Annotated in this window: 11 protein-coding genes; 10 read left to right on the forward strand and 1 reads right to left on the reverse strand. The window is 61.9% G+C overall.

Going from position 1 to position 13,999, the window contains the following annotated elements; all coding sequences use genetic code 11:
• Positions 1-8 precede the first annotated feature (8 nt).
• From ASE85_RS20680 to ASE85_RS20715, 8 genes are all read left to right on the forward strand, one after another.
• A complete protein-coding gene (locus ASE85_RS20680) occupies positions 9-221 on the forward strand; it encodes a DUF350 domain-containing protein (protein ID WP_056693291.1) in 213 nt (70 codons plus the stop codon).
• Entirely contained in the window at positions 214-1,752 is a 1,539-nt protein-coding gene (locus ASE85_RS20685; RefSeq protein WP_056693294.1) for a polyamine aminopropyltransferase, read from the forward strand. Before ASE85_RS20680 ends, ASE85_RS20685 begins: the two co-directional genes overlap by 8 nt.
• Complete coding sequence (locus ASE85_RS20690) at positions 1,742-3,352, forward strand: NAD(P)-binding protein (RefSeq protein WP_056693298.1); 1,611 nt, start codon at positions 1,742-1,744, stop codon at positions 3,350-3,352. Before ASE85_RS20685 ends, ASE85_RS20690 begins: the two co-directional genes overlap by 11 nt.
• The gene (gene speD / locus ASE85_RS20695; RefSeq protein ID WP_235523640.1) at positions 3,349-3,726 is read left to right on the forward strand and encodes an adenosylmethionine decarboxylase; all 378 of its coding nucleotides are present in this window, start codon (positions 3,349-3,351) and stop codon (positions 3,724-3,726) included. The genes ASE85_RS20690 and speD overlap by 4 nt, the downstream gene beginning before the upstream one ends.
• Positions 3,727-3,806: 80 nt before the next feature.
• Positions 3,807-4,530 (forward strand): IS5 family transposase gene (locus ASE85_RS22715; RefSeq protein ID WP_156358460.1). Its coding sequence is split into 2 segments (ribosomal slippage): positions 3,807-4,105 and positions 4,104-4,530, totalling 726 coding nucleotides; the frame shifts between segments, so codons are not numbered across the junction.
• A gap of 271 nt (positions 4,531-4,801) precedes the next feature.
• Positions 4,802-7,270 carry a TonB-dependent siderophore receptor gene (locus ASE85_RS20705; RefSeq protein WP_056693309.1) on the forward strand — a complete coding sequence of 823 codons (2,469 nt, stop codon included), beginning with the start codon at positions 4,802-4,804 and terminating at the stop codon, positions 7,268-7,270.
• 71 nt (positions 7,271-7,341) lie between these two features.
• A complete protein-coding gene (locus tag ASE85_RS20710; protein WP_082462961.1) occupies positions 7,342-8,940 on the forward strand; it encodes a glycoside hydrolase family 27 protein in 1,599 nt (532 codons plus the stop codon).
• A gap of 223 nt (positions 8,941-9,163) precedes the next feature.
• The gene (locus ASE85_RS20715) at positions 9,164-10,174 is read left to right on the forward strand and encodes a LacI family DNA-binding transcriptional regulator (protein WP_443018556.1); all 1,011 of its coding nucleotides are present in this window, start codon (positions 9,164-9,166) and stop codon (positions 10,172-10,174) included.
• Positions 10,175-10,177: 3 nt separating this feature from the next.
• Here the strand turns inward: ASE85_RS20715 and ASE85_RS20720 are convergent, their stop codons facing one another.
• On the reverse strand, positions 10,178-11,455 hold the full coding sequence (locus tag ASE85_RS20720; protein WP_056693314.1) for an MFS transporter: 1,278 nt from the start codon (positions 11,453-11,455) through the stop codon (positions 10,178-10,180).
• Positions 11,456-11,623: 168 nt separating this feature from the next.
• On the opposite strand from ASE85_RS20720, the gene ASE85_RS20725 reads away from it, so the two are divergent.
• Together ASE85_RS20725 and ASE85_RS20730 are read left to right on the forward strand one after the other, a co-directional pair.
• On the forward strand, positions 11,624-12,973 hold the full coding sequence (locus tag ASE85_RS20725; protein ID WP_235523641.1) for a glycoside hydrolase family 68 protein: 1,350 nt from the start codon (positions 11,624-11,626) through the stop codon (positions 12,971-12,973).
• Positions 12,970-13,893, forward strand: a complete 924-nt coding sequence (locus tag ASE85_RS20730; protein WP_056693317.1) for an ROK family protein — start codon at positions 12,970-12,972, stop codon at positions 13,891-13,893. Before ASE85_RS20725 ends, ASE85_RS20730 begins: the two co-directional genes overlap by 4 nt.
• The last annotated feature ends 106 nt before the right edge of the window (positions 13,894-13,999 follow it).

Consider the following 13,999-nt stretch of genomic DNA (forward strand, 5'->3'; position numbering starts at 1 on the left):
AGACGTCGATGCTCATCTCGCTGCCGACACTGTTCAATTCGCTCGTCTATGCCGGGGTCGGCATTGCTGTGTTCGTCGTCGGCTTCGTCATTCTCGACCTGCTTACGCCGGGCAAGCTGTGGGAAGAGATACGCGACAAGCAGAATATCGCCGTCGCCCAGTTCGCCGGCGCCATCGCCATCGCGCTGGGCATCATCGTCGCTGCCGCCATTCATGGCTGACACGCCCTCTGTTCCGACGGAGCGCAGGCGTACCGCGCTGGTCGGGCTGCTGCTCGCCAGCGTGTTTGCCGTTGCGACCTGCGGCCTCATCTACGAACTGCTGGCCGGCACGATCGCCAGCTATCTGCTGGGCGACAGCGTCACCCAATTCTCGACCATCATCGGCACCTATCTCTTCGCCATGGGGGTGGGCAGTTGGTGCTCGCGCTATGTGAAGCGCGACGAACTGCGCCTGTTCATCCGGGTGGAGATACTGGTCGCCCTGCTCGGCGGCTGGTCTGCGGCCGGCCTGTTCCTGCTCTTCCCGCTGGTGGAGCAATTCCGGCCGATCCTCTATGGCCTCGTCTTCATCATCGGTTTCCTCGTCGGCCTCGAAATCCCACTGCTAATGCGCATTCTGCGCGATCGCTTCGATTTCAACGAGACGGTGTCGAATGTCCTGACCTTCGACTATGTCGGTGCGCTGGCCGCGTCCCTGCTTTTTCCGTTGCTGCTGGTCCCGCATCTGGGGCTGATCCGCACCGGCCTGATGTTCGGCCTGCTCAATGTCGGCGTCGCGCTGCTCCTGCTGCTGTTGGTCCCGGCACGCGCCAGCCTGATGCGTGAGCGCATATTGGCGCTGGCGGTGATGGCCAGCCTGATCGCGGGCTTCCTGCTGGCCGATCGCATCCAGCGCTGGTCGGAAATCGCCGCCTATGGCGAGCGCGTGATCTATGCCACGTCCAGTCCCTACCAACGGCTGGTGCTGACCCGGCATGACGAAGACATCCGCCTCTATCTCAACGGTAATCTGCAATTCTCCTCGCGCGACGAATATCGTTATCATGAGGCGCTGGTGCATCCGGCGGTGGGGCGGGTGGCACGACCCGAACATGTGCTGATCCTGGGCGGCGGCGATGGCCTCGCTGCGCGCGAGGTGTTCCGCCATCCGCAGGTGCGCAGCGTCACGCTGGTCGATCTCGACCCGGCCATGACCAGTCTGTTCAGCCAGACCGGCCTTCTCCGCTCGCTCAACGGCGATGCGCTCACCGACAGGCGGATGCACGTCGTCAATGCCGATGCCTTCCGCTGGGTCCGCGAGACAAAGGCGCGGTTCGATGTCATCATCGTCGATTTTCCCGATCCGGTCGATTTCTCGGTGGGCAAGCTCTACACCGAAAGCTTCTACCGCATGCTGCGCCCGCATCTGGCGCCGGGCGGCATGGCGGTGATCCAGAGCACCTCGCCACTGGTCGCGCCCGCCGCCTTCTGGACCGTGGCCCGGACGCTGGAGGCGTCGGGGTTCCAGACGCGGCCTTATCATGTCTATGTGCCGAGCTTTGGCGAATGGGGCTTCATCCTGGCCGGGCTGGTCGATCCGGGCACGACGACCCGATTGCTGCCACATAATCGTTTCCTCTCGGATGCGACCGCACGACAGGCCTTGGTCTTCCCGCCGGACATGGCGCGCCGCCCGGTGCCCGTGAACCGGCTCGACAATCAGGCGCTCGTGCGCAGCTTCGCCGAGGAATGGGCGCGTTATGAAGGCTGATCCAGAAACCCCGAACAGGCGCTCTGTGCTGAAGGGCGGCATGGCGGCGGCCACCGCCTTTGCCTTGCCCGGATGCGAAACGCCCACGGCCGGCAACAGCGGCGGCGCGGACATGGCGCTGGGCCACCGGCTGCGCGACGGCGCTTTTCCAGAACCGGTCCGGGAAGAGTGCGTGCCCATCCTGATCGCGGGGGGCGGCGTTGCCGGCCTGACCGCCGGCTGGCGGCTGCGCGAGGCGGGCTATGACGATTTTCGCCTGATCGAGATGGAGCGGCAGCCCGGCGGCAATGCGCGCGGCGGCCGCAACGCCGTGTCGGCCTATCCGCTGGGTGCACATTATCTCCCCATCCCCAATCAGGAAGCGCGCGGCCTGCGCCATATGCTGCGGCAACTCGGCATGATCGTCGGCGATTCCGACGGAAAGCCGGTCTATGATCCGCTCCAACTCTGCGCCGATTTACAGGAACGCGTGCTCTGGCAGGGCAAATGGCAGGAGGGACTGGTGCCGAAAACCGGCCTTTCGCCCAAGGACAAGGTCGACCTTGCTGCCTTCGACCGCGCCATGGTCGATTTCTCCCGTCGCCGCGACGCAAAGGGACGGCCCGCCTTCGCCATTCCCATCGCCTATAGCGCGCAGGACGCTGACCTGCTGGCGCTCGACCGGATCAGCTTCGCGCAGTGGCTCGACAAACAGGGCTGGACTTCGCCGGTGCTGCGCGCGCATGTCCGCTACGCCTGCCGCGATGACTATGGCACCGAACCGGCGGAGGTGTCCGCCTGGGCCGGCATCCATTATTTCGCCGGCCGGCGCGGCTTCGCGGCTGACGGCGCGGGCGACAATGAACTGACCTGGCCCGAAGGCAATGGCCGCCTCACCCGCCTGCTGGCCGAGCGACTGGGCGACCGCGTCGTCACGGGACAGGTCGCTTACCGCGCCAGGGCCGACGCAGATGGCGCAAGCGTCGATGTCTTCGACGCCGCGCGCGGGACCAGCATCCGCTACCGCGCCGATGCCGTCATCCTCGCCACGCCGCATTTCATCGCGAGTCGCCTACTCGGCGAGAAGGCTGACGCCGATCACAGCTATGCCCCCTGGCTGATCGCCAATGTCACCGTCGATCGCGCGCCGGCCGGAAAGGGGAGCGCGCTCGCCTGGGACAATGTCTCGGCCAGCAGCGCCTCGCTCGGCTATGTCGTCGCCACCCACCAGAGCGCCTCGCGAGAAGGGCCGACGGTGCTGACCTGGTACATGGCCCTGTCCGACATGCCGCCCGCCCATGCCCGCCGCCTGCTGGTCGAGCGGTCCGATGCCGATTGGCGGCGGCTGGTACGGGACGACCTGCTTGGCATGAACCCCGATCTGGACGGTGCGATCCGGTCGATCGACCTGTGGAAATGGGGCCATGCCATGATCCGGCCGACGCCCGGCTTCCTCTGGCAGGTCGCTCCGGCGCAGCGCGCCGCCATCCGGCCACCCTTCTTTCGCGCCCATTCCGACCTCACCGGCCTGTCGCTGTTCGAGGAAGCCCATTATCAGGGCATGGCCGCGGCGGAGGCGGCCCTGTCCTTGATCGGCCATGCCCATGAGACTTTGCTGTGAAACCGCCCATGACCTATGACGGCCGGCATCTGCTGGCGGACCTTTACGGTTGTCCCGTGCTGGACGATGTGGCCCTTATCGAATCCGCCCTGCGCGCCGCCGCGGAGAGCGCCGGGGCGAGCGTGATCGGCCTGCATCTCCACCATTTCGGCGAAGGGCAGGGCGTCACTGGCGTTGTATTGCTGGCCGAATCCCATATGTCGATTCATAGCTGGCCGGAACATGGCTATGCGGCGGTCGACATCTTCCTATGCGGCGCGCGGCATGACCCTGCCAAGGCGTTGCAAACGCTGATGGCCTATCTGCTCCCTGCCCACGTGAAGGAGAACGTCGTGCGGCGGGGCGATCAATCGGAATTGCGACTAAACAATTAGGCGGGATGGACATTCAGGATTCCCAAGAGTGAAGATTGCTGATTCATAGGGTTCCGCGATTTGCGGAGGCTATGATGGGTGTGAAGCGGTACGAACTGAGCGCGGCGCAATGGGCGCGGATCGCGCCGTTACTGCCGGGCGAGGTGAGCGATCCAGGCCGGACCTGGTCCGATAGCCACCTGTTTGTGAACGGATTTTTGTGGGTGTTTCGGTCGGGGGCGCACTGGCGCTTCAGCCGCTTCAGCCGCTTCAGCCGCTGGTGCCGTGATGGAGTGTGGGAACGGGTATTCGACACACTCACAGCCGACCGGGACAAGACCTGTCTCATGCTCGACAGTACCATCGTTCGCGTCCACCAGCAGGCAGCGACCGGAAAAGGGCGGCAAGGATCAGGCGCTGGGGCGTTCCAGAGGTGGACTGACGACCAAGGTTCACATGCTGGCAGATACTTTGGGAAGGCCGCTGCGCTTCCAGATCACAGCGGGCCAGTTCCACGATAGCAAGGCTGCCGCAGACTTTCTGAAAGGACAAAGGGCCAAGGCCGCTCTCGCTGACAAAGCCCATGATAGCAATGATCTACGCGCGCTGATCGCCGATATGAAAGGCGAGGCGGTGATCCCCTCCAAGCGGAACCGCAAAGTCTTCATCCCCCACGATGAAGCGGCCTGCAAGCATCGCAATCAGATCGAGAGATGCTTTGGCCGCCTCAAGCATTTCAGGCGTTTCGCCACCCGATACGACCGCCGCACTATCCATTTCACCGGCTTCGTCCATCTCGCCGCCGCCATGATATGGCTACGCTGAATGTCGATCCCGCCTAGTTTCCAACGGACGCCGCCTTTTCCCGCTACGCTCTGTTTACTGAGCAATTTCTGTGAATTGTCAAACAGGGCCGTACGAGTCGGGTGAAGGCACTACGGATATTCTTGGTAATCAAAGCACATTTTTCAAGAAAATATAAAGGGAGATCGGTCGAAGAGACTTTGCAATCGATTGTTGCAATCCTTTGCAGAAACGTCCACTCCGTTCCTGTGAATAGGTCGCCGCAAACGGCGAATCGTTCAGGAGAGGTTGTATGAAAAGATCGTCATATCTGTTTGCTACCGTTGCGCTGGTGGCAATTTCGTCGATTTCCGCATCGGCTCAGGACCTCGTCGCGAGCGTTCCTGCCGCTGACGAGCAAAACGGTAACAGCGATATCATCGTCACCGGAACATCGCGTCCCGAGCGTCGCCTTACGACCAGCATCTCGGTCAGCGCGCTCGACGCCACCCAGATTTCGCGCGCCGCGCCGCTCGGCAGCGCCGATCTGGTCCGCAACGTGCCGGGTTTGCGCTCCGAAGCATCGGGCGGCGAGGGTAACGCCAACATCGCCGTGCGCGGTCTGCCGGTCGCCAGCGGCGGCGCCAAGTTCGTCCAGTTCCAGGAAGACGGGCTTCCCGTCCTGAACTTCGGCGACATCGCCTTCGCCACCGCCGACGCGTTCGTCCGCCCCGACAACAATATCCAGCGCGTCGAGGTCGTCCGGGGCGGTTCCGCTTCGACCTTCACCAGCAATGCGCCGGGCGCGATCATCAACTTCATCAGCAAGGACGGCAAGACCGAAGGCGGAAGCATCTCGCTGACCAAGGGCATCGATTTCGATCGTACCCGCATCGACGCCGATTATGGCGCGCCGCTGGGCGACAATTGGAGCTTCCATGTCGGCGGCTTCTACCGCATCGGCGACGGGGTGAAAAAGATTGGCTACAACGCCGAAAATGGTGGCCAGATCAAGGGCAACATCACGCGTACCTTCTCCAACGGCTTTCTGCGCCTGAACTTCAAATATCTGGATGACAAGGCGCCGGCCTATATCCCGGTTCCGATCCGCAACACCGGCACCAACAGCAACCCCAAGTTAAGCGCCTTTCCCAATTTCAATCCGAAGAAGGACCCGCTCCAGTCGCCCTATTTCCGGTCCGACCTGGCGATCGGCGCGGATGGCAATCGTATCCGTACCGATGTGTCCGATGGCTATCGCACCAAGGTCCGCGGTATCGGCGGCGAGGCGTCGTTTGATCTCGGTAGCGGCTGGAAGGTCGACGACAAGTTCAACGTCGCCAAGAATTATGGTGGTTTCACCACGCCCTATGCGGCCAATGTCGCTCCGGCCGGTTCCTTCGTCACTTCGCTGGGCGGCGTCGGCGGGACGTTGCGCTACGCCAACGGCCCGAACGCGGGTCAGGTGATCGCCGATCCGTCCACGCTAAACGGTAACGGGTTGGCGACCAACGCCCTGCTGTTCAACGTGACGCTGAACGACTTCACCAACGCCACCAATATCCTGACACTGTCGCGCGATATAGAAGGCGGCAATATCGGCACCGGTTCGATAACCTTCGGCTATTTCAAATCCTTCCAGTCGGTCGAGATGGACTGGCACTGGAACAGTTATCTTCAGGAAGTGAGCGGCAATCGCCCCGCCTTGCTGGACGTATACAACGCTGCCGGACAGCCGGTCACCCAGAACGGTCTGATCGCCTATGGCGAACCCGTGTTCGGCAACTGTTGCCAGCGCTATTATGACGTCGATTACACGATCGACGCTCCCTATATCGCGGCGACGTGGAAGACCGGCCGGCTTAATCTGGACGGCAGCGTTCGGTTCAACAGTTCTAAGGCGGACGGAACCTACGCCACCAACACGGGCCTTAGCGTTATTGACGTCAATCAGGATGGCATCATCCAAAACCCGGAACGCGCTGTTCCCGTGGTCAATCTGGCGGCGGCCAAGTCGGTCAATTATCGCAAGAACTATTTCACATGGTCTGTTGGTGCCAACTATGAAATCCAGGATGATCTGGCCCTGTTCGGCCGCGTCAGCCGTGGTGCGCGCTTCAACGCCGATCGCGTACTGTTCGGCGGCGGCGTGCGCGATGACGGCAGCATTGCCGACGAGATTGCGGTCAATTTCGTCAATCAGCAGGAAGCCGGAGTGAAGTTCCGTTCCGGCGGCATCTTCGCCAACGTCACTGCATTCCGCGCGACGACGGCCGAGGCGAACGAGATCATCATTCCGCAGCAGCGGGTGATCAACAACAAATACCGCTCCTATGGCCTCGAATTGGAAGCCGGGTTCGATTATGGCATATTCCACCTGACCGGCGGCGCCACCTACACCCATGCCCGGATCACCAAGAGTGAAGTGTCGCCAGCCCTGAACGGCAATACGCCCTACCGTCAGGCCGCGCTAATCTTCCAGGCGACGCCGTCCATCGTGTTGGATCGTTTCTCGATCGGCGCCAATGTCATCGGCACCACCTCGTCCTATGCGTCCGACGCCAACCAGCTGAAGATTCCGGGCTATGTGCTGACCGGCGCCTTTGCGTCCTATTCGATCACGCCGGATCTGCGGGTATCGGTGAATGCGCAGAATATCTTCAATGTGCTGGCAATCACGGAACTGGGGCAGTCGACCGATACGCTGCCGGCCAACGGCATCAACACGGCCCGCGCCTTCCCCGGCCGGAACATCAGTGCAACGGTCAGCTTCCAGTTCTGACCATAGCATCGGCTGGGCGTCCAGGTTGCCATGACCCGGATGCCCCCGCATAGTTGAAAAGAGTAAGAGCCATGAGTTTGCGCACCACGTTCGCAATGATCGGCCTCGGCGTAGCCTGCCTGGCCCTCCCATCGGCGCTCTCGCCGCTGGTGGCGCAGCCGAAGGCAGACCATGCCGCCAGCCCGATGGTCGGGCTAGCAGGTCAGTGGCTGGTGGTGCCGCGCCGTACGCCGGAATCGATCGCAATCGGGGGCATCCCCCGGTCCTTCATCCTTTCGGACGACGGCGCCAGCGTGACGGGCGCATTCCGGTTCAATGGCTGGGTCTATCCGATCGCCAACATGGTTTCGCGCCCCGACGGGTTTGCCTTCGATCTGGAGGGGAAGCCGCCCTTTACGAAAATGCGGGCGGCGCTATCGAAGGACGGCAGATATCTGGACGTCTGGATCGGTGACGCGGTGGTCGGCGTCGCGCCGTTCCTGGCGCGGCGGGTGACGGTCAGGGAACTGGCAGCGGTCGAACGCGCCGCGCCCCGGCCCGACAATATGACCAAGCTGCCACTGCCGCCGCTGCGCGATCTGGGCGTCCAGAATCTGGCGCCGACCCCGCCGATGGGCTGGAACAGCTGGAACGTGTTTCGCGAAGCGGTAGACGAAAAGGCCGTGCGCGCCATGGCGGACGAACTTGTGTCCAGCGGCCTGCGCGACGCTGGCTATCGCTATGTCACGATCGATGATGGCTGGCAGGGAACACGCGATGTCAGGGGCGTGCTGCACCCCAACGCCAAATTCCCCGACATGAAGGGGCTGGTCGATTATATCCACGCCCGCGGCCTTAAGGTCGGTATCTACAGTTCGCCCGGCCCCGTCACCTGCACCGGCTATGTCGGCAGCCACGGCCATGAGCGGCAGGATGCGAAGAGCTTTGCCGACTGGGGCATCGACCTGTTGAAATATGACTGGTGCAGCGCGTCCAGTATCTACGACACCAAGATTGAGATGCAGGCGCAATATCAGAAAATGGGCGCAGCCTTGCAGGCGACGGGTCGCGCCATCGTCTATAGCCTGTGCCAATATGGATTGTTCGATGTGGGTAGCTGGGGCAATGCCGTGGGCGGCCATCTGTGGCGGACCGGCGGCGACAGTATCGAGGGCGACTTGTGGCACGCGGTCGATTATCGTTTCGATCATAATGGTGATGCCGCGCACGCCGGTCCCAGCGCCTGGAACGACGCCGACATGATGCTCGTCGGCATCGAAGGGCTGACGCTAGAGGAATACAAGACCCACTACACGCTGTGGACGATGGCCGCGTCGCCGATCATCCTGGGCAACGACCTGCGCGTGATGACGCCCGACGTTAAGGCGATCATCGCCAATCGGGAGGTGATCGCGGTCAATCAGGATCCCCTGGGCGTGCAGGGCAAAAAGATATCGCAGACCGGCAGGACGGAAGTGTGGAGCAAGAAGCTGGCCGATGGATCCACGGCCATCGCCTTGTTCAATCGCGGTACGACGCCGCAAGCGATGACGCTGCGGTGGGGCGAGGCGGGTGCCATAGCGCAGCCCAAGCGATTGCGTGACCTGTGGCGCGGCGTCGATCTGCCGACCGCGGCGCCCTACGTGGCGACCTTACCAGCTCATGGAGCCGTGCTGCTGCGCGCCTTCTGACCCGATGCGGCCGTCCGAACGCATCGGATGATCGGAACGGTCGCTGTGGCGGCGTTGCGAAAGCGGCCATACGGTACGCTCTGACGGTTGCACTCGACGAAGCAAGCGTTGATACAAACGATATGACTAGAGATCCGACCCTGAGAGCCGCGTTGTCCCCTAATGATGGAACCGTCCGTCTTCCATCGCCTCCCCCCAGCGTCGTTTCGGTTTGAAAAGGCAGGTGCCCCTGGAACAGCCGGCCGCGTCTAGCCTGGCCGAACTGGCGAGAATTGCTGGCGTGTCAATTTCGACGGTGTCACGCTCACTGTCGGGCAATCCCAATATCGCCCGCGCCACCCGAGAGCGGATCGAGGCGCTGGCGCGGACGCACGGGTTTCAGATCAATCGCGCCGCGCGCAACCTGCGCCTGAAACGGACGGGCGCGATCGGCGTCGTGCTGCCGCTCGGGCATGAGACGCAACAGCATCTGTCTGATCCCTTCTTCATGAGTCTGATCGGTCCGCTTGCCGACACGTTGACAGAACGTGGCTATGATCTGCTTTTGTCGCGGGTAATCCCGACCGAACCCGGTTGGTTGGACCACATGGTCGATGGCGGCCGAGTCGATGGCCTATTGCTGATTGGCCAGTCGGACCAGATTGACACGATCGAGCGGGTTGCTGCTCGTTACATGCCACTTGTGATCTGGGGCGCTGTCGTTGACGGCTATAGCCAGTTGACCGTGGGATCGGACAATGTCGCAGGAGGGCGGATTGCAACTGAGCATCTGCTCGCGCAGGGCCGCCGCAATCTGGCGTTTTTTGGCAATCCTGACGTACCCGAATTTGCTGCCCGACTGTCCGGTTTCCGCCAGGCCATGGCGCGGGACGGACTGGGTGAAGGCCTTCTTCTTCCCGCGCATTTGACCACGGAAGCAGCTTATGAGGCAATCCGCACTTTTCTGGCGCAGAACCCGCCAATCGACGGCATTGTTGCCGCGTCGGACGTTATCGCCATGAGCGCGCTGCGCGCCTTGTCCGACGCTGGCTTGCATGTGCCCGATGATGTCGCAGTGGTCGGCTATGACGATGTCATGATCGCTGCACAGACGACCCCGCCGCTGACGACCATCCGGCAGGATGTGGCGCGAGGCGCCAGCCTGATGGTCGACCTTTTGTTCGAACGGATGTCGGGCGGCGCGGCCGCATCGGTCTGCATGACGCCCCAGCTTGTCCAACGCGCATCCGCCTGATCATCAGGCGGATGCCCTCCGGATAGCGCGTTGTTCACGAATGGCGAGGGTCGCCAGCGCTGCCAGGATCATCATGACGCCGCCCAGCATCAGCACATTGCGCGGATCACCGTCCAGCAGCGGCCGATAGATCAGCGGCATGGTCAGGCTTTCGATCATCATCGGAATGACGATGAACATGTTGAAAATGCCCATGTAGATGCCCGTCCGTTCTGGCGGTATGCTGTCGGCCAGAATGACATAGGGATTGCCCATCATACTGGCCCAGCCAAGGCCGATGCCGATCATCGGCATGAACAGCATCGTTTCGCTCCTGCACCAGGGAAGCGCCAGCATCGCAACGCCGGACGCCGCCACGCTGAAGGCATGGACCGGTCGCGCGCCGATCCGTCGCGCAATCGGCACCATGGCGAATGCCGCAACGAAGGCGATGAAATTATACAGGCCGCCGATCTGGCCGTTGACCAGCACCGCCTGACGGAAGCCCGCGCTCGCCGGATCGGACGTGTCGAATAATGACCGTGCGATAGCGAAGGCGACGAACTGCCAATAGCAGAACATGGCATACCACTGGAATAGCATGGCGACGGCCAGTTGACGCATCGGCGCAGGCATATCGACGACCGCCTGTCGCAAATCGCGCCACGTCGTGCGCGCCGACAGCGCCTCTGTTTGCATTGCTGCAATCTCCTGCGGCGTCAGCGGCAATTCGGGCACGCGCAGAACCGACCACAGGATGGTCGACAGCGACAGGACCGCCCCTACGATGAAAGCGATACGGGTGATGACAGGTATGCCAGAGGGGTCGAGCGCATCGGGGCTGAGGCCCCACCAGACCAGCAGAGAAGGCGCAAGATAGGAGAGCGTCTGCGCCAGTCCGGTAAAAGCGCTTTGCGTGAGAAAGCCGAGCGGTCGCTGGCTGGTGTCGAGCCGGTCGCTGACATAGGCGCGATACGGCTCCATCGTCACATTGTTGGCCGCATCCAATACCCAAAGCAGGCTGGCCGCAACCCACAAGGCGCGGCTGTAGGGCATGGCGAACAGGCATAGGCTGCACAATATCGCACCGATCAGGAAATAGGGCGTTCTACGGCCGATACGGGTAACGGTGCGGTCGCTTAGCGCGCCGATGATCGGCTGGATCAGCAGGCCGGTCATAGGCCCTGCCAGCCACAACAGCGGCAGCGACGCTTCGTCAGCGCCAAGATAGCTGTAGATCGGCCCCATATTGCTCTGTTGCAAACCGAAGCTGAATTGCAGGCCCAGGAAGCCCAGGTTCATCTGGATTATCCGGCCGAGTGAAAGGCGTGGCTTGCTGGTCGCTGCGTAGTTCACGGCATTCCTCTCCGGTGCTGGAGGACTGTTCCCATCCTGCCAGCCCTGTCATAGAAGATTATGCAATCGTTTGTAAACAGGTCTTGCAATCGTTTGTAAAACCTATCATCAAAGGTGCGAATAAAAGAAAAGCGAGAGGCACAGGCAAGTGAACACATCCGCTCCTTATCCATTATGCCTTTTCGGCTGCCGACCTCTCGCTGCATGCGCACGGATACATACGCTTGTTTGCATCAGCCCGCCCTGATTTCTCCTTTTCCAAGGCGTCGTCCTTGGAAAATCATGACCTCCGTCAATGTCTGCACGTATTGGCGGAGGTCATGGCTCAGCCTTGTTTTCAACGGATATATGAAGATGACCAGCCATTGGACAGCCGCCCATGTGGCCGCGATCGACCCGTCCACCATCCCCTTTTCGCCCGCGTTCGCAAAGCCGCATCCGCTGATCGCCGGTGTGGACCTTTGGGATTACTGGCCCATCCAGGAAATGGATGGTACGCAAGCGGAAATCGCTGGCGGAACCCTTTTCATCCTGCTGTCCGCGCCAGCCCAGATCGATCCCGATGCCCGTCACGGCAAGGCGCGCCTTCGCCTGATGCACAGGGTGGCCGGGCAATGGCATGACCTTGGGCTGCTGTTCGACGCGGATTTTTCGCCGGGCAGCCGGGAATGGTCCGGTTCCGCCATAGTGTCGCCCGATCACGGCGCGATTACGCTCTATTACACCGTCGCGGGCGCAAGGGGCGAGGCGAACATCAGCTTCAGCCAGCGTCTTTTCGAGACTCATGCTGATTTTACAGTCGAAAAGGGGCGACCCATAGTGTCGCCCTGGTCTGCGCCCGTCGAAATGTTCCAGCCGGACGGTATAGATTATGTGAAAGATATGGAGGGCGGCGGGGCCATCGGAACGATCAAGGCCTTTCGCGACCCGGCCTTTTTCCGTGATCCGGTTGATGGCGAGGCCTATGTTTTCTTTGCTGCGTCGCTGGCGGCTTCGACCTCTCTCTGGAACGGGGCAGTCGGAATGGCGCGGCGCAATGCGCAGGGACTATGGGATGCGATGCCACCGCTGATCTCGGCCGACGGCCTCAATAACGAACTCGAACGACCACATGCGATACTCTATGATGGCCGCTATTATCTGTTCTGGTCGACCCAGGAAAAGGTGTTTGCCAGTGATGGACCGACAGGGCCGAATGGCCTTTATGGCATGGTAGCCGATCAGTTGGCGGGACCGTGGCGGCCCATAAATGGCACCGGACTTGTTTTCGCCAATCCACCTGAGGCGCCGTTTCAGGCCTATAGCTGGTTCGTGCTGCCAGACCTCACCGTCCAAAGTTTTGCCGACATGACACAACTGGCCCATTCACCACGCAGTCCGGAAGAAGCGCGCGCGCATTTCGGTGGCACGCCCGCACCCGAGTTGCGCCTGATCCTTCAAAATGATCGGGCGCGCCTGGCATGACAGTTAGCGAACCGCTTATCGCCGGGGTAGAACTGGGCGGCACAAAGTGCATCGCGACGCTGGCACGAGGGCGAAAGATCGTCCGGCAGGCACGGTGGCCGACGCAGAGCGCCGCAACGCTGGACCATGTGTCCAATGCCCTGACCCAATGGTATGGCGATACGCCTTTTGCGGGGATCGGCATTGCCAGCTTCGGCCCGATCCATGTCGATCTGCACCACGCCGCATTTGGGCGCATGGGCAATACGCCCAAGCCCGGATGGGCTGGCGTCAATGTACGCGCGCATTTCGCCGACCGCTTCGACATACCCATCGGCATCGACACAGACGTGGCGGGCGCGGCGCTGGCGGAAGGCGCATGGGGGGCTTCGCAGGGATGCACGGTCCATGGCTATGTCACGATCGGCACGGGTGTTGGCTTTGGGCTGGTGGTGGAAGGCAAGGCCGTTCATGGACATCTCCATCCCGAAGCCGGACATTTGCGCATCCGCAGGCAGGTGGGTGATAGCTTCGCCGGAGCCTGTCCGACCCATGGCGATTGTCTGGAAGGTCTGGTCGGGGGGCCGGCGCTGGCAGCGCGCGCGCTGGTCGCCGTGGCGGATTTGGGCGAAGACGATCCGCTTTGGGAGCAGGTGGCGGGGGACATATCCGAATGGACCACGATGATGATCCTTGCGCTGTCGCCACAGCGGCTGGTGATGGGCGGTGGCGTGATGCAGGCACGGCCTCATCTTCTGCCAATGATCTGCAAGCGAACTGCAGCGCTGCTCAATGGATATATCGAAGACCTCGACGAGGCGGCGCTTGAAAAGATCATCGTGCATCCTGGCTTAGGAGTCGATACGGGCCCTCTGGGCGCGGTCCTCCTGGGCCAACGTGCGGTAACGATTCAAGCCCGCGACCGTATGGATAATATATAATCGTGAAGGTTCGGCCCGCCTGTTCTGAGGCACGGATACGGCGAGCAATGAGGTCGTGGCTTTTGATCGCCATGGCGATTGGCGTTGGGATATTCGGGATTGGTTC

This window comes from Sphingobium sp. Leaf26 (assembly GCF_001421665.1).
GTDB lineage: Bacteria > Pseudomonadota > Alphaproteobacteria > Sphingomonadales > Sphingomonadaceae > Sphingobium.